Source organism: Aliiruegeria haliotis (assembly GCF_003003255.1).
Classification (GTDB): domain Bacteria; phylum Pseudomonadota; class Alphaproteobacteria; order Rhodobacterales; family Rhodobacteraceae; genus Tropicimonas; species Tropicimonas haliotis.
Map to the genome: position 1 here is coordinate 76844 of NZ_PVTD01000003.1, position 20227 is coordinate 97070.

The window sequence follows — 20227 nt, forward strand, 5'->3', positions numbered from 1 at the left end:
TCCGGCCATCCTGCTGTCGCCGGACCCCCCGCGTTTGCTGGAGGCTTCCCCTGTGTCCACCCCTGCTGGCTCGCCGAGCGAACTGAAACGCCTGACCGAGCTCTCCACGATCCTGATCCGCTATGGCTTTGGCGATCTGCTGCGGTATGCCGGCGTTGACCACCTGGTCGAGAAGGCCGGCGAGATCCTCCGCTGGAAGGATCACGGGGCCGCCACTGACGCCCCTGCCCCAATCCGGATGCGCCGGGCACTGGAGGAGATGGGGCCGACCTTCATCAAGCTTGGGCAGATCCTGTCGACCCGTGTCGACCTCTTCGCGCCGGAATACATCCGGGAGTTGGAGAAGCTGCGCGACCATGTCCCCACGCTGCCCTACGAGGAGCTGGTGGTCGAAGTCGAAACGCAGCTGGGGCGACCACTGATGCAGGTCTTTGACCGGCTGGACACCGAGCCGCTTGGCGCAGGCTCCATCGCCCAGACCCACCGTGCGCAACTCCGTACCGGAGAAGAAGTGGTGGTGAAGATCCGTCGGCCCGGCATTGGGCGCACCATCGAAGCCGACCTTCGTCTGCTCGGACGCATTGCGCGGTTCGCCTCCCGTCAGTTCGAGGATGTCGCACGGTTTCATCCGGAATCGATCATTCAGGAGTTCGCCAACTCCATCCACAACGAGCTCGATTTCGCGATCGAGGGCCGCAATGCCGAAACCATCGCGCGGAGCTTCGCCGAGGACGCGTTCATCGCTACGCCAAGGGTTTTCTGGGATTTCACCAGCGAACGGATGAACGTGCAGGAGTTCATCGACGGGGTGCCGGGCAGCGACATGGAGGCCGTGGAGGCTGGTGGGTTCGACCGCAAGTTGATCGCGCTCAGGGGCGCCAACGCGGTGCTCAAAATGATGTTCGAGGATCGCTTTTTTCATGCCGATCCACATCCGGGAAATGTCTTCTACCTGCCCGGAAACAAGATCACGTTCATCGATTTCGGCATGGTCGGGCAGCTTTCGCGCCAGCGTCGGGACGAGATGGTGGATCTGCTCTATGGAATGGTCGAGCGGCGCGCCGACAAGGTCACCGAAATCCTGTTGAAATGGGCTGATACGGACGACCGCCAGAACCTGAACCTCGAAAGCCGGATCGATGCGTTCATCGACCGCGTGCACGGCGTCTCGCTCGACAAACTCGACATCTCCGCGCTGACGCGGGACCTCTTCTCCGCCATGCGGGACCACAATCTTGCACTGCCCTCCGACCTGACGCTGATGGCGAAGGCCTTTGCCTCGCTTGACGGCATGGGACGGCAGCTTGACCCCGATTTCGACATGGTCGAGGTGGCCCGCCCCTTTCTGCAACGGCAGATCCTGCGTCGGTACGCGCCCGATCGCATCGCGCGGAAGGCCCGCGAGGGGGCTGCGGAAGGGGTCGACCTTGTCACCGGTCTCCCCAGAGATTTGAAGAAACTGCTGCAGATGGCCCAGCGCGGGCAACTCAGCCTCGGCGTCGATGTCGTGCGGATGGAGCACTACATGGACCGGATCGACCGGTCCGTCACGCGGATCACCATGGCGATCGTGATCGCAGCCCTGATCATGGGATCGTCGATCGTCATGAGCTTTTCCGGAAACCAGATGCCGGTCGGCCTTTCGGTGTTCGCGATGCTTGGCTTTGCGGGGTCCGTGCTTGGCGGGTTCTGGCTCATCTACTCGATCTGGAGAGGTGGGCGGCACTGAGCCCGCGCCGCGGCCGCTGAAACTGACACCAAGCACACCGGATCGGCGGCAATGGTGCCGTTCCATCGCCGCCGTCGTTCGACAGATCTTTCGGCATACCCAGATGCAACGGACCTTCTGGCGTTCCAAATGGAAAACGGCCGGGGAATCCCGGCCGCTTCGCGTCTCATGTGGGTCTGATCAGAACGGCAGCGGCGCGCCATTGGCGCTGATCTGGCCATCCGCACCAATACCGATCTCAGAGATCAGCTGGTCGCCGTCGCCCGGCTTGGCCAACATACCTGTCATCATCCGAGCCATCATCGCCTGATCCTCCGGCACCAGTCCCATCTTGGTCAGGTTGTCCAGCAGGCCATTGCCTCCGTTCAGAACAAGCCGCACGTTACCTTCGGGGCGCGGCATGCCGTCAAAAGTCTCAAGATCGGAATTGTCGAAGGTGAACCCACCAGTTCCGGTCAGTTCTGCCCCGCCGATTGACAGTTTCAGCTCGTTGAGATCGACGCTTTCCACCTGGCCGGGCATGGCAGAGGCCATCATTGCCTCTTCGTCGAAGATATCGACCATCCAACGTGCCTTTCCGGCGACATCCAAGATCAGCGTTGCCGGGTCACGCGGCAGAACGGCGCCAGGGTCGATCATCGCCCAGATCTGCTCGCCCACTTCAAGGTCGCCGAGAACCAACTTCATCGCGAAGGGGCTCGCCGTGTCGGATTCGGCCACCGGGATATCGAACAGCGTGGTCAGCTGCCCGGCCTGTGCGGTCACCTCCGGGAACGGGATCTGGTTTCCGGTGACGGTCACGTCGAGCCCTTCGTAGGTCACGCCATAGCGCAACTTGTCGGCGTTCATCTCGACTTCCGCACTGCCGCCGGACAGCTTGCCCTCGGCCTGAACGGTCGTGCCATCCTCCTCGAAGTCCATCTTGAAATCGACGGCCCCGTACTCGGCGCCACCCTCGGTGGAAAACCCGTCCGCGAGCATTTTCGACATGTCTTCCATGTTGGCCATGTCCATGCCCTGGCCCTTGGTCCAGGACGAAAGATCGGACAGGTTCAACGTCATCGCCATCTTGCCGCTGCCCTCCGGGTCCATGGCATCGAAGGACATGTCCATGCCGCTGGTCGTAAATTTGGAGTCGATGCCTGCCGGGCTGCGGTTGTCGATCGAATAGGTGCCATCGAAGCCCTTCATCACGGCGTTGACGGACATCGGCATGTCCTCGCCGTTCACCTTCAACTCGGCGATGGTGACGGTCGTCTGATCCGCCGTGTAGGTGAAGGTCGTGCCCTCGTCGCTATCCGCCGCGGTCATCTTCAGACCGGCCTGGATCACATCAAGGCGGCCATCCACCTTTTCGCCCGGCTCGCCTTCCCCCGAGATCGTGATCGGCATGGATTCCGACATCGTGATCGCGACCGATCCATCGCCCTGCTCGGCAAATTCGATCTGCTCGATCGATCCGGAGATGAAGACGTCCTCGACGTCATAGGTGAAAGTGACATCGCTCACGGTGAGCTTGCCGTCCATCGTCTGCTCGCCGCCGGACTTCAATTCCATCCCGTAGCTTTCGGTGCCAGCCTTCCACTTGTCCCAGGCCTCCTGGGCGGTAAGGCTCCAGCCTGCTGCCGAGCTCGTCAAAATCGCTGTGACGGACACGCCGCCGAGAATCCATTGTTTCATGGTGAAACGTCCTTCCTGTTGGAAATCTCCTCGCGCCGATCCTCTGCCACGGTCACAGGTGGGGTCAAGGCAATAGCGTGATCCCCCCTTCCGTTGGCCCCAAAAAAACGGCATGCGGTAAGGTGGAGATGACAGAAGGATGAGCCGATGTCGGACATGACGGGAAAGGTGGTGCTGATCACGGGCGCAAGCCGCGGGATCGGGGCCGAGGCCGCGCGCGAGTTCGCAGCGGCAGGTGCCAGGGTGGCGCTCGTGGCGCGCAGCAACGATGCCATCGCAACCCTTGCGGGTGAGATCGGAGAGGCGGCGCTGGCGATCCCCTGCGAGGTCAGCCGGTACTGGGAGGTGGAAGCCGCGGTAAATGCAACGGTTCAGACTTTCGGGCGGCTGGACGTGCTGGTCAACAATGCGGGCGTGGTCGATCCGATCACGCATATGGCGACGGCGGATCCCGAAGCCTGGGGGCAAACCATCGACATCAACGTCAAGGGTGTCTTCCATGGCATGCGGGCGGCACTTCCGGTGATGTTGTCCCAGGGGAGCGGCACGGTACTTACCGTGAGTTCGGGTGCAGCGCACGGACCGGTGGAAGCATGGAGCGCCTATTGCACGTCCAAGGCCGGTGCCGCGATGCTGACGCGCACGCTGGACAAGGAGTACCGGGACGCCGGCATTCGGGCCATGGGGCTCTCGCCCGGCACCGTCGCCACCGAGATGCAGAAAGTGATCAAGGCCAGCGGCATCAACCCGGTGAGCCAGTTGGAATGGTCCGATCATATCCCCGCCGACTGGCCCGCGAAAACCCTGGTCTGGATGTGTTCTGCCGCGGCGGAGGACTACGTCGGGCTCGAGATCTCGCTCCGCGAGGAGGACATCCGCCGCAAGGTGGGGCTGATTGCATGATCGACGTCGCGAGGGATGGTGCGGTCTGGACCATACGGATCAACCGCCCGGACAAGGCCAATTCTCTTACCCGGGACATGCTGTGTGCTATCGAGGCCGCCACGTCGGAAGCGGAGCAGGCAGAGATTGCCGCGCTGGTTCTGACCGGCGAGGGCAAGGTCTTCAGCGCGGGCGCCGACCTTGATGAGGCGCGCGCCGGTCTCGCGACGGACGGGATCTGGGAACGGGTGTCGTCGCGCATCGCGGCAATGCCTTGCCTGACGCTGGCCGCGCTCAATGGAACGCTGGCCGGGGGGGCCTTCGGGATGGCCCTCGCCTGCGATCTCCGGATCTCGGTGCCGAGGGCGAGCTTCTTCTACCCGGTCATGAAGCTCGGCTTCCTGCCGCAGCCTTCCGACCCAGCACGCCTTGCCGCGCTTGTCGGGCCGTCCCGGGCGCGGATGATCCTCATGGCCAGCCAGAAGATCGATGCATCGACGGCGCTCGATTGGGGGCTGGTGGACCGCATCGTGGAGCCCGCCGACATGGGCGACGAGATCGCGGCCCTGACAGAGGCCGTCTGCGCCGCGCCGCAGGAGATCCGCGCGGGCATCAAGCGGATGATCCCGGGCTGACCCCTACCGCCGACGCCGTGGCCCCGGCGAGCGCGCATGAAACCCAGGCGGCCGGCGCGCCACCCAGGCGATGAATTTCGCCAGCCGCGGGTGCGCCCGAAGGGCGTCGATGGTCGCATAGCTCCGTGCCAGCTCCGTTTCCGTGAGCGTCGCATGGATCTCGTTGTGGCAGATCTGGTGAAGCCGCACCGTCGGCCCGCCCTTGCCACCCCGGAGTTTCGGCACAAGATGGTGCAGGCTCTGCCGCGCCCCGGCCGGGATTGGGCGCCCACACAGCGGGCAGATCGGATCGTCTTGCGGCAGGTTCACGGGTGGAAGTCCGGACAAAGGCAACAGGTGCAGCATGATGCGCCCGACAGGAAGCAGGAACAAGGACCGACATGGGTACAGAGCCTCTTGAAGCCCTGGTGATCGGGGCCGGTCCCGCGGGTCTGATGGCCGCCGAGCAGATGGCGGAGGCCGGGCTGCGTGTCCTCGTGGCGGAGGCCAAGCCCTCCATCGGGCGCAAGTTCCTGATGGCGGGGAAGTCGGGCTTGAACCTTACCAAGGATGAACCGCCGGAGGTGTTCCTCGACGCCTTTGCAGAGGCCGCGCCGCATCTCGCGCCAATGCTGGATGTCTTCGGTCCAGTGGAGGTGAAACGCTGGGCGGAAGGGCTCGGCCAACCCGTCTTCACGGGATCCTCCGGGCGGGTATTCCCGGACACCATGAAAGCCTCTCCGCTCCTGCGCGCCTGGGCAGGAAGACTGTCCGCCGCCGGTGTCGATTTCCGCACCCGCTGGCGGTGGACCGGTTGGAGCGGGGCGCAGACCACCTTCGAGACTCCGGATGGCCCACAGACCTTTCGCGCCGCTCGGACGGTCCTCGCGCTTGGCGGGGCAAGCTGGGCCCGGCTGGGCTCGGACGGCACCTGGGCCGACATCCTCGCGGCCGAAGGGGTCGACCTGGCGCCGTTTCGCCCCGCCAACATGGGGTTTCAGGTCGCGTGGAGCGATCACATGTCCCGGCATTTCGGCACCCCCCTCAAGAACATTGCCCTCATCGCCGGGGCGCGCCACGTCCGGGGCGAGTGCGTAATCTCGGAACGCGGTCTGGAAGGCGGCGGGATCTACGCGGTGAGCCGGGCCCTGCGCGACGGGGCGCCACTGGCTCTCGATCTTGCCCCCGACCTCTCCCTGGAACAGGTTGCGCACCGGCTTGGCAGGTCGGGTGGAAAGCAAAGCCAGTCCAACATGTTGCGCAAGGCGCTGCGCCTCGATCCCGCCCGCATCGCCCTGCTGAACGAATTTGCGCGACCATTGCCGACCGTTCCGGCCCGACTGGCCAGTGTGATCAAGACGCTGGAGATCCCGCACATCGGCCCGCGCCCTATGGACGAGGCAATTTCCACGGCAGGTGGGGTCCGGTGGGGTGCGGTCGACTCCAACCTGTCGCTTCACGCCCGCCCGAATGTGCGGGTCGCGGGCGAGATGCTCGACTGGGAAGCGCCGACCGGCGGGTACCTGATCACAGGCTGCCTCGCGACAGGGTACTGGGCAGGCCGCATGCCCTGGCCCTGAGCGGCCACGCGAACCCATCGGCTCGCCCGCGCCCGAAGGGCGCCCGGCCCAACGGGAGGAGATGCATCCCCGATGCATCGACGACGGGCGGGAGCGCCCGGGGCCTGGCCCGGTGTCCTAGGCGGAGAGCTTCCTCAGCGCGGGTCGTGCCCGCATCCGTTCCAGATACTCCATCAGGCGTTGCTCGATGATCGGGAAGCCCGCCACATCCGCCCAGTTCCCGCAATGGGTGAGGATGATGTCCGGAACGGTCATCTGCTCCCCCATCAGGAAGGGACCATCGGCCATTCGCGCCGCAAGCGTGCGCTGACTGCGTTCGAACTCCCATTTCAGGCTGTCCTTCACCGCCGATTGCCGCAGTTCCTTGGGCAGGATGAAACTGTGGCGCGCCGCCATCCAGAGCGCCGCATCGAACTCGTCGAGCAGGAATTGCGTCAGGCTGTCCTGCCGCGCCCGATCCAACGTTCCCGCCGCGTAGGTCAACCCGCCATGCCGATCTGCGAGGAAGGCGAGGATCGCAGTCGAATCCGTGATCGGCGTGCCATCCACCAGCAGCACAGGGACCTTGCCCGCGGGGTTGAACGCGATCACGTCGTCGGATCGCGGCGGGGCCGCCACGTGTTCGTAGGGCTGATCAAGCTCTTCCAGCGTCCAGAGCACCCGCATGGCGCGGCTCCTGACGCTTCCGATCACCGTGTACATTCGCATCTCCCGGCAGCATTTCATGGGAAGCTGTCATGGCAACAGCGGAGCGTAAAGGCCGGATCGGCTGACTTCGAGGATCGTGATCGCCGGGATCAGCCCTGCCGCGGGCGACGCATCGCAAGGCGGATGAACAGCCGTTCGACAAGCGCCATTTGCGGAGCGGTTTGCGCCGCGGAGCGCAACGCGAGGTCCGTATCCACCAGATCGGAAAGCGCGCCCTCAAGCCGCCCGAGATCCCAGGTCCCCGCCTGCCGGACCATCCGGTCGCGGCGCGGACCGAAGATCGGCGGGCGCATGCGGCCAAGTGCCTGTGCCGGTCCCTGAGGATCGGCGACAGCTGCATGCAGGGCGCGAAAGTGCCGGGTCGCGGCAATCACCAGTCCGACAGGTGATTCCCCCTGCCCCTCAAGGCGCTGCATGAGTGGCCCGAGGCGCTCCACCTTGCCTTCCGCGACAGCGTTGATCAGGTCATCTGTCGCCGCTTCCAGTGTCGCGGGCGCCAGCAACGCGATCTCCTCGCCGGTCAGGGGCGCCACCTCTCCAATCTTGTAGAGCGCGATCTTCTCCAAAGTCTGGCGGAAATCGCCGGGATCGAGCGCCCGGGCGAGTGTGTCCAGGTCGTCCAGCGCGTCGGGTGCGACGCTGGCCAGCCCGGCTCGCTTCAACTCCGCCTCGATCTCTGCCCGGCTGGGCGGATCGTCGTAGATGGCCGCGCTCAGCGCGTTGCGATGTCCCTCGAACAGCTTGCGCAGTTTCGAGCGGGCGGGAAGCGCATTTCCGGTCGCCACGATCATCGCATCGCCGTCGCGCCATTCCGACAAGGCCGCATCGAGTGCGGCGAGGCATCCGTCCGTCACGTCCTCGACCAGCACCGCCCGCTGCCCGGGGAAGAAACCCACCGCCTTGACCGCATCCAGCACGATCGCCGGATCGCGTCGAAGCTCGGCCCCCGCGAAACGGGACAGGCGCATCTCCTCTTCGCCCTGCGGTCCGATCAGCGCCGCAAGCAGGTCTTGCCGCTTTATCGCAACCCGCATCGCGTCTGCGCCGTGAATCAGGATGCCAGCCCGGGTCGGGTCGGGCGCACGGAAGAAGGCGTTGGCATCCCGGGACGATAGCTTCACGGCAGCCAGGTCCCGGACGACGCCAGCAATTGCGTGACTGTCTGGTCCGCCAGAATGACCATCAGCCGCCGCGCCGCGTCTGTCTGGGAGGCGCGTGTAGCGACGGTCGTGCCAATCGCGGAGTAGGCGGTGAAGTTCTTCACCTGCCCCTGTGTCACGACCTGGCCCGTGGTCCGATCCTGAAGCTCGTATTTCACCGTGCCGGTCAGGTGATAGCGCAGCGTCTCCTGATCGGAGGTGATCGCCAAGCCGTCGGTGTCAGTGTCGATGCTGTAATTCAGCTGGTAGCGCGACGCCGCACTGCCTCCGATCCGGCGTTCGATCTGATCCGCAAAGCGGAAATCGTCCTCGTCGGACGGGGTGCGCGGCTGTATCTGATCCCGCAACCGATCACCGTTGCCACCCGGCGCATAGGCCGGGGAGAAGCCACATCCCGCAAGGGCGCCAGTGGCCAACATCCCTGCGAGGAGGCTTCGGCGGTCAGACAACGACATTCACAATCCGCCCCGGGACCACGATCAGTTTTTTCGGCTGGCCGCCGGCGAGCGCTTTCACGACCGCATCGTGCTCCAGCACCATCGCCTCTACGGTGGCCTTGTCCGCGTCCTTGGCAACCTCAAGCTCTCCGCGGCGCTTTCCGTTGACCTGGATCGGCAGCGTCACGGTATCCTCGACCAGCATCGCCGGATCTGCCTTGGGCCAGGGCGCAATGGCCACGAGCCCTTCGCCGCCCAGCATCGACCAGACTTCCTCGGCGAGGTGCGGCGTCATCGGCGACATCAGCTGCGCCATCGTGCGCATCGCCTCTGCCCTCGCACCGGCGCTCGCCTTCGATTTCGCAATGGTATTGGTGAAGGCATAGAGCTTGGCGATAGAGGTGTTGAAGGCAAAACCCTCGATCCCGTCGGTCACATCGGCGATTGCACGGTGGGTGGCCTTCGCCAGTGCAACATCCTCGGTCCCGCCCTCCGGCGCGCCGGCCTGTTTCAACTCGCAGGCGATCCGGTAGACGCGCCCCAGATGCTTGAAGGACGCCTCGGCCCCGGCGGCGGTCCATTCCACGTCCCGCTCCGGAGGGCTGTCGGACATGACGAACCACCGGGCAGTGTCCGCCCCATAGGAGGCAACGATCTCCACCGGATCGACCACGTTCTTTTTGGATTTGGACATCTTGGCGGAGGGAACCACCTCCACCGCCTCGCCGGTCGCCTTGACCTTCACGCCGGTGTCTGTGCGCTCGACATCTTCGGGCAGGTGATAGACCGGGCGATCCGCCTCGTCGCGAGTCAGGTAGATCTCGTGCGTGACCATGCCCTGCGTGAAGAGCGCGTTGAAGGGCTCCTTGCTCTTCTCCGGAAGGTGGCCGGTGATGTGCATCGCACGCGCGAAGAAGCGCGAGTAGAGCAGGTGCAGGATCGCATGTTCGATGCCGCCAATATACTGGTCGACGTTCATCCAGTAGGCCGCTTCGTCCGCCAGCGTCGGCGTTTCAGCGTGGGGCGCGGTGAAACGCGCGAAATACCACGACGAATCGACAAATGTGTCCATCGTGTCCGTTTCACGCTTCGCCGGTTTTCCGCAGCTCGGGCAAGGGGTGTCCCGCCATGTCGGATGCCGGTCAAGCGGGTTGCCGGGCACGGCAAAATCAATCGGCGTGCCGTCCTCGTCATAGGGCAACTCGACCGGCAGGTTGTCGCGGTTCTCAGGCACCACGCCGCAATCGGCGCAATGGACCACAGGGATCGGACACCCCCAGTAGCGCTGGCGGGAGAGACCCCAGTCGCGCAGCCGGAACTTGGTCACACCCTGCCCCCAACCGGCGGCCTCGGCGAAATCGATGGCCGAGGCAATGCCCTCGTCCCCGGTCTGCACCTCGGCGCCAGCGAACCCTTTGACGTAGCGCACCTTCTCCGGCTTCAACGGCACATAAGCCTCGCCGCCGAACTCGGGGGCTTCATAGTCCGCGGCACGGTCCTCCGGCTCGTATGTAGAGACCACCGGCAGGTCATATTTGCGTGCAAACTCAAGGTCGCGCGCATCATGGGCGGGGCAGCCGAAGATGGCGCCGGTGCCGTAGTCCATTAGGATGAAGTTGGCGATATAGACCGGCAGTTGCCAGTCCGGATCGAGCGGATGGCGGACCTTCAGCCCCGTGTCGAAGCCGCGCTTCTCGGCCTTTTCCAGCTCTTCTTCCGAGGTGCCCATGCGGCGGCACTCGGCACAGAAGTCCGCGATCTCCCCGTTGCCCGATTCCAGCGCCTTGGCGAGCGGATGGTCGGGAGAGATTCCCACGAAGCTCGCCCCCATGAGCGTGTCCGGCCGCGTGGTGTAGACCTCGACCTTCTCGAATCCTTCCGGCGCATCGACCGTGTCGAAGGCGAACTGCAGCCCCCGGCTTTTGCCGATCCAGTTGGCCTGCATCAGCCGCACTTTCTCGGGCCAGTCCTCCAGACCGTCCAGCGCCTCCAGCAATTCTTCCGAAAAGTCCGAGATCTTGAAGAACCACTGCGTCAGTTCCTTGCGCTCCACCAGGGCGCCCGACCGCCAGCCGCGGCCATTCTCCACCTGCTCGTTGGCCAGAACCGTCATGTCGACCGGATCCCAGTTCACCACAGCGTTCTTGCGGTAGATCAGGCCCGCATCCAGCATGTCGATGAACATGCGCTGTTGCTGGGCGTAATACTCCGCATCGCAGGTCGCAAACTCGCGCGACCAGTCGATTGAGAGCCCGAGTGGCTTCATCTGGTCTCGCATGTCGGCGATGTTGGCGTAGGTCCAGTCCTTTGGGTGGCCACCCGACGCCATCGCCGCATTCTCGGCCGGCATCCCGAACGCGTCCCAGCCCATCGGGTGCAACACGCTGAAGCCGCAGGACGATTTATAGCGGGCGATAACGTCGCCCATGGTGTAGTTGCGCACGTGCCCGATATGGATCCGCCCGGACGGGTAGGGAAACATCTCCAGCACGTAGTATTTTGGCTTTGCGGGATCGCGGACCGCTTCGAAGCACGCGGCTTCATCCCAGGCCACTTGCCACTTCGGTTCGATCTCGGAAGGGATCAGGCGGGACATCGCGCTACCTCGGCTCACGTATTTCCATCGTTCCGCGGCTTGATAAGCGCGGGCCGGGCCAGCGTCCAGTGCGGGATTCGGCCCCTAGAGCGCCGAATGCGAAATCCGCAGCTGCCGCGCGCGCGTGAGAATCGCGTCCTCGATCGCCCGGACGGTATCGGGATCGGCGGTGCCGGATTTCGTGGCCAGCGCCAGCTTGAGCGAGCGCGCATCGAGCGCGGGGTCCGTGATATGAACCGTCGCGCGGTAGGAGGTGCGCCCCCCGGGCGGCACGCCATAGCCAAAAACGATCACGCCGGAGAACGGATCAACCCGTTGAACCGGCATGAAATTCAGGATGTCAAAGGAGGCGTTCCACAGGTAGCGGTTCACTTCGAGCGTGGTGTTAGGATCGTCGATATTCGTGAACAGATCCCAGACCGTCTCCCGCTCCTGACCGTATTCATCCAGAGAGGGGTTGAACTCGTCTGGCAGATTCGATGGCTTGCCCGCAGTTGTGACACCTCCGCCGCAGGCCGCGAGGATCGCCGCAAAGCAGAAAGCGGCACCGGTCCGCATCACAGTTCGGAAGGTCATGCCCATTTGCCCTCAACCACGTTTTCGCCGTATCTATCGGAGCGGCCTCTACCTCACAAGTCTTTAAGGAATAGGCGAGCTTTCGCCACTGTGGCAAAGCTGCACCAATTTCCAGACCGGCGCTCGCCATTCCCATACCCGCCTTGCAATCAGCACCCCGGAGAGCGAGACAGTTGCCCATACCCAATTCGGATTCCCGGGTTGTGGTGAACTCTTGAGATACACGAGGGAAAACGATGAAAAAGGTTCTCTTCACTTCGACGGCTCTCGTCGCCTTTGCCGGCGCCGCGTCCGCAGAAGTTTCGCTCGGCGGTTGGGCCGAAATGGGTGTAATCGGTGGCGATGGCCTCGAAACCCAGTTCTTCCAGGACGTCGATGTTGACTTCACCCTGTCCGGCGAAACGGACTCCGGTCTGACCTTCGGTGCCAATGTCGATCTCGACGAAGCTGGCAACCTGGGCTGCACGACCTGTAACCAGGGTGTGGACATCTTCGTGTCCGGTGAATTCGGCACCGTGACCCTGGGTGACACCGACGGCGCCCTCGACTGGGCCGTTGCTGGTGTTGACGCTTGGGGCAACCCGGGTTCGATCGCTGACGACGAAACCGCACACTGGGGTCGTCAGGACAGCTGGCTGGACGGCGCCTACGACGGTCAGATCCTCCGCTACGACTACAAGACCGGTGACTTCGGCGTTGCCGTGTCCCTCGAGCAGGATGATCGTTCCGATCTGGCCCGTACGGATGCCAACGGCGATGTCGAAGACTCCGACAAGTACAACTGGGCCGTTGGTGCAACCTACGCACCGCAACTCGGCGCCGGCACCCTCAAGCTGGGCCTCGGCTACCAGCAGTCGGACCGTGGCATCGTTTCGCTGGGTATCACCGACGCACAGGGCGCAGACCTGACCGAGCGTCTTGAGACGGCTTTCGCGAACGGCGACCTGGACCAGGACGACCTGGAGTTCCTCGAAACCAACTTCGGCTACATCCCGCAGAACAACGAAGCTGACAAGATCGCCGTCGCCCTCGGTGACGACGCCAGCATCTGGGCTCTGTCCGCGGGCTACGTGACCGACTCCGGCATCTCCATCGGCGCCGTCTACTCCGACTGGGCCGGCGATGAGCTCGACGAGGGTTCCTACTGGGGTATCGGTGGTGGCTACGCCTACGAAGCCTTCTCGATCCACCTGAACTACGGTGAGCACAAGTTCGAAGGCAAAGCCGGCGGCGAGCTGAAGGCCAAAGGCTACGGCCTGGCCATGGGCTACGACCTCGGTGGCGGTCTCTCGGTTCTGGCCGGCTACGGTAAGTCCGAAGGCACCCTCTCCACTGGTGGCCGTGACTTCGACTTTGATGCATCCGACACCTACTCGCTGGGTCTGTCCATGTCCTTCTGATCTCCGATCAGATCTATCTCGGAAAGAGCGGGCCACGGCCCGCTCTTTTCTTTTTTGGGCTTACGGGCGATAGCTGTCGAAGAAGCCAAACGGATCGATAGATGCTCCCCATCAACCCTTCCCAGGTCCCTGCCGAGTTCAAAAGAGCCGTTGCTCTGCAGCGCAGCGGGCAACTGGAGCAAGCCCGAACCCTCTTTGAAGCCATCGGGCGCGTCGCGCCGAGGCTTCCGGAGATTCCGTTCCATATTGGCCGCATCGCCTTTGACACCGGCGATCTGGACGAGGCCGCCCGGCAACTCGCCAAGGCGCTGCGCCTGAAGCCGGCCGAGCCGAAGATCCTCACCGCGCTTTCAGAGGTCCTGTCTGCCGCAGGTCGTGAAGACGACGCTATCGAATTCTACGACAAGGCCATCGCGAAAAACCCAACACTCTCGAACCTACGTATCGACAAGGCCTTCCTGCTTCAGCGCATGGGCGCGTTCGAGCGCGCGGAAACCGAGCTTCGGCGTGTGCTGAAAGCGTCCCCCCTACGGGGCGACGTCTACCGCATGCTGATGGTCACCAAGAAGGTGAAGGCCGACGATCCCCTGATCGGCATGATGGAGAAAGCCCACGCCGATCCACGGGTGAAGGGCGAGAACCGGGTTCAACTCGAATTTGCGCTGGCGAAAGCCATGGAAGACACCGGCCAGACCGCGCGGGTCTTTGCCTACCTCACCCCGGCCAACCGCGCGACGAAGGCGGCCTATCGTTACGACATCTCGGAGCGGCGCGACGAGGTCGACGGCCTGATTGCGGCATTCTCGGGTCATGACTTCACGCCATCCCTTCCGGCAAGCGACGAGTTCTCGCCGATCTTTGTCACCGGGTTGCCGCGATCGGGCACGACCCTTGTGGAACAGATCCTCGCAAGCCACTCGGAGGTTACTGGCGGCGGGGAGCAGCCCTTTGCGCTCCGCCTGAGCTACGACGTGATCGGCAGGCCCGGCAGTTTCCGTTCCATGAACGAGGTGACCGAGGATGCGCTGGCCGGGCTGGGCCGGTCCTACCAGGATGCCATTCGCAAGGCCGTTTCCTTCGGCCGGGTTGTCACTGACAAGGGCATCCAGTCCCATCTGGTCATGGGCCTGTTGAAACAGGCCATCCCTTTGGCGCGGTTTGTCGTCGTGCGCCGCGATCCGCGCGACCTGCTGTACTCGATCTACAAGAACCACTTTGCGCCGGGCACGCATCGCTATGCCTATGATCTCGCCGATCTCGCTGCCTACTACGCCAGTTTCGTGAAGATCATCGACTTCTGGCGCGATGCCCTTCCGGGCGGATTTTACGAGATCGCATACGAGGATCTGGTCGAGGATCCGGAGACACGGTCCCGGGCGCTTGTCGATGCCGTGGGACTCGATTGGGAAGATCAGTGTCTGAGCTTCCATGCCGCCAAGCGTGAGGTTAAGACGCTTTCGGTTCAACAGGTCCGACAGCCAATCTATCGCTCGTCCGCCGCGGCCTGGAAAAAGTACGAAGCAGAGCTCGCGCCGCTGATCGAGGCGCTGGAGCGAGAAGGGGTTGCCTGAAATGAGCCTGACAGAAATCCGTGACCGCATCGCCAGGGCCGAGCGGGCCGCCGATCGCCCCGAGGGGGATACGACACTCATTGCGGTGTCCAAGGTCCAACCCCTGGAGCGGGTAGAAGCGGTGCTGGAAGCCGGGCACCGTGTCTTCGGCGAAAACCGTGTTCAGGAAGCGCAGGGAAAGTGGCCGGCACTCAGGGAGCGGTTCGAAGGTGTCAAGCTTCACCTTATCGGCCCGCTGCAAACCAACAAGGCCCGTGTGGCGCTTGAGCTATTCGACGTGATTCATTCGCTTGATCGCCCCAAGCTGGCAACCACTCTGGCGCGCCTGGCCCAAGAAACCGGGGCCTGCCCGCCGCTGTTCATACAGGTGAACACGGGCGAAGAAGAGCAGAAGGCCGGCGTTCTTCCGGTGGAGGCTGACACATTCATCCGCGATGCGCGGGCGATGGATCTGCCGGTCGTTGGCCTGATGTGCATCCCCCCGGTGGAGGAAGAACCGGCCCTGCATTTCGCCCTGCTTGCAAAGATCGCCGAACGCAACGGTATCGACGGCCTCTCCATGGGAATGAGTGGCGATTTCGAGCGGGCGATTGCCCTCGGCGCCACCCACGTCCGCGTCGGAAGTGCCATTTTTGGTGCGCGCGACTACGGCTAGCCCCCCGGGCGGTCCGGCATGGGAGTCATGTCGCTCACCCGCCCCCCGCATCAGCGCGGTGCAGGGTCAGCCGCGCCCGTATGCGTCTTCGTAGCGTACGATATCATCCTCCCCGAGGTAGGACCCGGTCTGAACCTCGATCAGGTACATCGGCAGCTTGCCCGGGTTCGCCATCCGATGCACCGCCCCGACGGGGATGTAGACGGACTGGTTCTCCGTCACCAGCTTCACCTCTTCGCCCACGGTCACTTCTGCCGTTCCGGAGACCACGATCCAGTGTTCTGAACGGTGGTGATGGCTCTGCAGGGAGAGAATGCCACCGGGATGCACCATGATCCGTTTCACCTGGAAGCGGGAATCGATGCAGAGCGTCTCGTACCAGCCCCAGGGCCTGTGAAAACGGGGATAGTCATCTGCCTGGGGTGCCTCGACCTCGCGCAGGGTATTCACCAGCGCCTTGACGTCCTGCGCGCGATCCTTGTCGGCAACCAGAACCGCATCCCGCATGGCCACCACGACCGTATCGTTCAGACCCAGCCCCACGACGTGGATATTGTCGTCGTCAGAGCGCAGGTAGCTGTCCGAACAATCCACCGCCGTCGCCTGCCCACGGGTGGCAACGCCTTCGGCGTCCGGTTGCTCCTCTGCCCAGAGAGCGTCCCAGGACCCGAGGTCCGACCAAGGACAAGTGAGCGGGACCGCCGCGACCTTGTCGGCCTTCTCCATGACGGCATAGTCAAAGGAGATCGACTCGGCGGCACCGAAGCCCTCGATCCCGAGCCTAAAAAGGCTCAGATCGTCCTCCCCCTGGTCCAGAGCTGCGCGGACCGGGGCAATCAGTTGCGGCGCGTTCGCTTCGAAAGACGCGATCACGTCACCGGCGCGGAAAAGGAAGATCCCGCCGTTCCAGAGGTAGTTGCCTGCCTCAAGAAACTCCGCCGCGGTGGCTGCATCCGGCTTCTCCCGGAAGCTCGTGAGCGAAATGGCCTCACCGGAGCCATTGGGCTGGGCCGAAAGCTCCAGGTAGCCATATCCCGTCTCGGGTCGCGTCGGCACGATGCCGAAGGTGACCAACGCGCCCGTCTCCGCGACCTTCACGCCGGCTTCGACGGAGGCCAGAAAGGAAGGGATATCGGAAATGACATGGTCGGACGGCGCAACCAGCATCAAGGCATCCTTGCCCTCATCCTGCGCAACGATCATCGCAGCCGCGAGGATGGCAGGGCCGGTGTCCCGGAGGATCGGCTCCACCACAACCCGCGCGTCAGTCAGGCCGATCTGCCCGGCCTGTTGCGAGGCCAGGAAGCGGAAAAGCTCGTTGGTCATCACGATCGGGCGGGAAAACATCGGGCCCGACAATCGGCGCAGCGTTGTCTGGTAAAGGCTCTCATCGCTCAAGAGTTTGGCAAACTGTTTGGGGTAGGCCTTTCGCGACGTCGGCCACAGCCGGGTGCCGGAGCCACCGCAGAGGATTACCGGGTGAATCATGAGAAACCTCCTTCGGCAGGGCCCGGAATGGCGTGGGCCCTCATGTCCCTTCCTTACTGTCTGCTAACTGAAGGCCTGTCACCCGCAAATCATATCGCTTTGCGAAACCATTACATTTCCGCAATACCTCGCGTGTCATGCCGGCTCCGACGACATCTGGTTGGGGCCTCTGGGAACCGATCTGGCAATCGCCTGGTGAGAAAAACACGGATGCATGTTCCGACACAGCCAGTCCGCCGGTTTGCCCGGGCCATTGCGCTCGGAGCCGCGCTTGCCATGCCCCTCCTGCCCGCCGCCAAGGGCGACACCGCGCACTTCGTTGTCACGGACAAGGTCCTAGTTCCGGACATCTCCCCGTTTGCCGCCACCATCACCTCCATCGGCAACGGTCGCGGGCTGTCCGGTGCCGGGGGTTTCGAGCCGATTGTCCTGCGCACGATGTTCCCCGCTCGCGACGGAACCCGGGACAGGATCGAGGCCGCGGCCGCCCATCTGACCGGGAACCACCTGTGGGGGAATGGTGCCTTCGATGGCGCGGATGTGGAGGTTCTGCGGATCGAGGATGGCGCGTTCCGAAGCGTCCGGCGGGACCGGGTCGCACCGGGTGGGTTCCATGCCCTCGGCTGGCGGTCGGTTCTTGACCCCGTGAAGATGCTGGCCCCGGAAGCAACGCGTCTGACGGTTCCCTGGGCGAAGGAGTTGAAGCGGGGGATGGAGTGGCATTTCAGAATACGGGCAATCGACCGACACGGGCGCCTGTCGGCCCCCTCCCCCAGTGTTGCCCTGAAGAGCCCGCCCGCGCCAATGCCGGATTTGCCAAACTCAAATCCAGCGTTGATCAAACGGCCGGACATGTGGGAGGAAACCCGAAATCTGCCCGGACCCGAGACCCTCCGCGCCGTGAAGACCGATGCCGGAAAACGCGTTCTGGAATGGTCGTCGGTTCCCGGAGCTGCGGGGTACATGGTGTTTCGCGCGCCGCTGCCGCCCGACCGGATGCAGCCTCGCTCCATCCGACTGCGGAACAAGGGGGAGCGTATCCGGCCAGGCGACCTCGTCATCCTGCGCCAGCGACTGTTCCGGGCGGACCGGCGGGACCTGGTCGCGCCCGGAAACTGGGCCGCGCAGGAAGCCGCACGCCAGTTCCTTCCCGGCGGGGTTCAGGTGTGGTCGGATGCCGTCGGAGGCGGTGACTGGCACCTGCTACCTCACTTGCCTGACACACCGGTCCCTGAGTCCGGGGAAACCTACCTCCGTGTGACATTGAAGGAAGGCGAAGCGTTCACGATTGGACGCGCCGTTCACTCCGGCACGGCACAATCCTGGTATGGCGTCCTCGATCCTGCCGCAGACTATCGTTTCGAGGTCTGGATGCGCGGGCGTACAACCCGACCGGCGGAGTTTCGGGTGACGGGTCCACTCGGCGCGGAGCAACCCGAGGGTCTCAAACCAATCCGATTTTCGGTGACGCCCGAATGGAAGCGCTACTCCTTCACGTTCCGCCCGCCGCGACTGGTCACGGAGGACGCCGTGGGGCGGATGAACCTGATACTGTCGGGCCCGGGAGAGTTCGACGTCGACAACTTCCGTATCTATCGGGACGACACCGCCTACATGGCGGTCCTGCCGGAAAATGCGGACGCGCTGAAGGCATCCGCGATGGCGGCACTGCGGACGCATGGGCTGATCAAGACCGGTCACAGGACTTATGACATCGGCTCTCTCGTGGCGCCGGCCGGCGCAACCAGCGCGCTGAACGGCACCACGCTGCCACAGCTCCTCGCCGCTATCGAGCACGTCGGGGCGCAGCCGTGGCTTCAGATCGAACCACACCTGTCGCGCGAGGAGTGGCTGGGGTTGGCCGAGTACCTCGCGGCGCGCTATGATGCGCAATCCGATGACCCCGCCGACATGCCCTGGGCGGCCGCGCGGTCGGCAAGAGGCGAAAGCCGCCCGGTAGACCGTTTCCGGAAGATCCTCTTCGAACTGGGTAACGAAACCTGGAACCGCATTTTCGCCCCATGGGTGTTTCCGGCCATGAACGACGCGTCCACAGGGCGCCAATACCGACCGGGGGAAGTCTATGGGCTCTACCAGCACCATGTCCTGTCCATTCTGCGCGACAGCCCGCACTGGACCGACCTATCCGCCCGGATGGTTCCCGTTCTTGGTGGCTGGAGCCTGAACGACTTCGGCACCCTGGCCGCGGAACACTCGCCCGGATCCCGATACATGACGATCACCAGCTACATTGGTGGTTGGGACGAGGGAGAGGGGCCGGTGGCCCCCACGCCGCTCGGCTTCTCGGCGATCATGGCCAACGTGCTGCGGACAACGATCCCTCGCGCGGAGGCCCTGGTGAAGGACTTGGCAGATCTCTCCCGCATGCGGGACACGCCAATCCATGCCGGGACCTACGAGGCGGGTCCTGGCTATGTGCTCTCCAGGGCGAATTGGGGCCGCCTTGGTCGGCTGGAATCGGACGCGCAGGATCGTGCGATGAAAAGCGCAGCAGCAGGTGCGGCGACCCTCGATACCTTCCTGGCCAATGCACGGGCAGGTTTTCGGCTTCAGAGCTTTTTCACGTTTGGGCGCGGCCGCACTTGGGCTTCCCACGCGCGGTGGTACCAAGGTGGGCAAAGCTACCCGGCATGGGACTGGCTCGCACAGTTCAACCGTAGCGGCACCGGCGACATGCTGGAGGTCAAGACGGTCGATGTGCCGCGCACCGACATACCGAGGCGCAAGTATTCCGAAGCGATCCGGAATGGTCCCCTGCTGGCAGTCTATGCCACGCGAAATGATGATCGCCTGACGCTTGTGGTGATCTCCCGCAAGGTGCCGGACGCGTCGGCACCCGGAGACAAAGGCACGACCGACGTGACAATCGAACTGCCCTTTGAAAAGGTCGGAAGGGCTGCTTTCTACCGGATGAGCGGCCAATTCGACAGTCAGAACGCAGCCGGTCAGCAGGCAAGGATCGAGAAGATCGACCTGACGGTTCCCGACACGCTGCCATACCTGATCGTTCCGAACATGCCGGGAGCCACCGCCCATATGTACGTATTCGAGGGCCTATCCCCCTAGGTATCGGCCCTTAAGAGCCGGAAAACAGGAGCGCGCACGACGGCGACCACGCAGGTGCAGTCTC

General features: G+C 63.9%; 16 protein-coding genes. 8 read left to right on the forward strand and 8 right to left on the reverse strand.

What is annotated here, in order from left to right:
• The first annotated feature begins 52 nt into the window (after positions 1–52).
• The gene (locus CLV78_RS09615; protein ID WP_106204598.1) at positions 53–1729 is read left to right on the forward strand and encodes an ABC1 kinase family protein; all 1677 of its coding nucleotides are present in this window, start codon (positions 53–55) and stop codon (positions 1727–1729) included.
• A 180-nt stretch (positions 1730–1909) separates the two neighbouring features.
• On the opposite strand, the gene CLV78_RS09620 is transcribed toward CLV78_RS09615, so the two are convergent.
• Positions 1910–3409, reverse strand: a complete 1500-nt coding sequence (locus CLV78_RS09620; RefSeq protein ID WP_158263500.1) for a DUF2125 domain-containing protein — start codon at positions 3407–3409, stop codon at positions 1910–1912.
• Positions 3410–3556: 147 nt separating this feature from the next.
• On the opposite strand from CLV78_RS09620, the gene CLV78_RS09625 reads away from it, so the two are divergent.
• Together CLV78_RS09625 and CLV78_RS09630 are read left to right on the forward strand one after the other, a co-directional pair.
• On the forward strand, positions 3557–4312 hold the full coding sequence (locus tag CLV78_RS09625; RefSeq protein WP_106204600.1) for an SDR family oxidoreductase: 756 nt from the start codon (positions 3557–3559) through the stop codon (positions 4310–4312).
• A complete protein-coding gene (locus CLV78_RS09630) occupies positions 4309–4926 on the forward strand; it encodes an enoyl-CoA hydratase/isomerase family protein (protein ID WP_106204601.1) in 618 nt (205 codons plus the stop codon). The genes CLV78_RS09625 and CLV78_RS09630 overlap by 4 nt, the downstream gene beginning before the upstream one ends.
• A 3-nt stretch (positions 4927–4929) precedes the next feature.
• Here CLV78_RS09630 and CLV78_RS09635 read toward each other — a convergent pair whose 3' ends face one another.
• Complete coding sequence (locus CLV78_RS09635; protein ID WP_245924971.1) at positions 4930–5229, reverse strand: HNH endonuclease; 300 nt, start codon at positions 5227–5229, stop codon at positions 4930–4932.
• A gap of 77 nt (positions 5230–5306) precedes the next feature.
• On the opposite strand from CLV78_RS09635, the gene CLV78_RS09640 reads away from it, so the two are divergent.
• Positions 5307–6485, forward strand: a complete 1179-nt coding sequence (locus tag CLV78_RS09640) for a TIGR03862 family flavoprotein (protein WP_106204602.1) — start codon at positions 5307–5309, stop codon at positions 6483–6485.
• 117 nt (positions 6486–6602) lie between these two features.
• Here the strand turns inward: CLV78_RS09640 and CLV78_RS09645 are convergent, their stop codons facing one another.
• The 5 genes from CLV78_RS09645 to CLV78_RS09665 all read right to left on the reverse strand — a co-directional run bounded on the left by CLV78_RS09645 (position 6603) and on the right by CLV78_RS09665 (position 11962).
• Positions 6603–7187 carry a glutathione S-transferase family protein gene (locus tag CLV78_RS09645; protein WP_106204603.1) on the reverse strand — a complete coding sequence of 195 codons (585 nt, stop codon included), beginning with the start codon at positions 7185–7187 and terminating at the stop codon, positions 6603–6605.
• A 95-nt stretch (positions 7188–7282) separates the two neighbouring features.
• Entirely contained in the window at positions 7283–8314 is a 1032-nt protein-coding gene (holA, locus tag CLV78_RS09650; RefSeq protein ID WP_106204604.1) for a DNA polymerase III subunit delta, read from the reverse strand.
• Positions 8311–8808: an LPS assembly lipoprotein LptE gene (gene lptE / locus CLV78_RS09655; RefSeq protein ID WP_106204605.1), complete on the reverse strand. Its 498-nt coding sequence runs from the start codon at positions 8806–8808 to the stop codon at positions 8311–8313. Before lptE ends, holA begins: the two co-directional genes overlap by 4 nt.
• Complete coding sequence (leuS, locus tag CLV78_RS09660) at positions 8795–11386, reverse strand: leucine--tRNA ligase (protein WP_106204606.1); 2592 nt, start codon at positions 11384–11386, stop codon at positions 8795–8797. Before leuS ends, lptE begins: the two co-directional genes overlap by 14 nt.
• Before the next feature lie 84 nt (positions 11387–11470).
• Entirely contained in the window at positions 11471–11962 is a 492-nt protein-coding gene (locus tag CLV78_RS09665; RefSeq protein WP_106204893.1) for a DUF3576 domain-containing protein, read from the reverse strand.
• Between the two features lie 236 nt (positions 11963–12198).
• Here CLV78_RS09665 and CLV78_RS09670 point away from each other — a divergent pair, with 236 nt between their 5' ends.
• From CLV78_RS09670 to CLV78_RS09680, 3 genes are all read left to right on the forward strand, one after another.
• The gene (locus tag CLV78_RS09670; RefSeq protein WP_106204607.1) at positions 12199–13362 is read left to right on the forward strand and encodes a porin; all 1164 of its coding nucleotides are present in this window, start codon (positions 12199–12201) and stop codon (positions 13360–13362) included.
• Between the two features lie 101 nt (positions 13363–13463).
• Complete coding sequence (locus tag CLV78_RS09675; RefSeq protein WP_106204608.1) at positions 13464–14933, forward strand: tetratricopeptide repeat-containing sulfotransferase family protein; 1470 nt, start codon at positions 13464–13466, stop codon at positions 14931–14933.
• A gap of 1 nt (position 14934) precedes the next feature.
• Positions 14935–15588 (forward strand): YggS family pyridoxal phosphate-dependent enzyme, encoded by a 654-nt coding sequence (locus CLV78_RS09680; RefSeq protein ID WP_106204609.1) that lies wholly within the window; start codon positions 14935–14937, stop codon positions 15586–15588.
• A gap of 66 nt (positions 15589–15654) precedes the next feature.
• Here CLV78_RS09680 and CLV78_RS09685 read toward each other — a convergent pair whose 3' ends face one another.
• A complete protein-coding gene (locus tag CLV78_RS09685; protein ID WP_106204610.1) occupies positions 15655–17076 on the reverse strand; it encodes a mannose-1-phosphate guanylyltransferase/mannose-6-phosphate isomerase in 1422 nt (473 codons plus the stop codon).
• Between the two features lie 210 nt (positions 17077–17286).
• Between CLV78_RS09685 and CLV78_RS09690 the strand changes: the two genes are divergently transcribed.
• Positions 17287–20163, forward strand: coding sequence for a carbohydrate binding domain-containing protein (locus CLV78_RS09690; RefSeq protein WP_106204611.1), 2877 nt, complete (start codon positions 17287–17289; stop codon positions 20161–20163).
• The last annotated feature ends 64 nt before the right edge of the window (positions 20164–20227 follow it).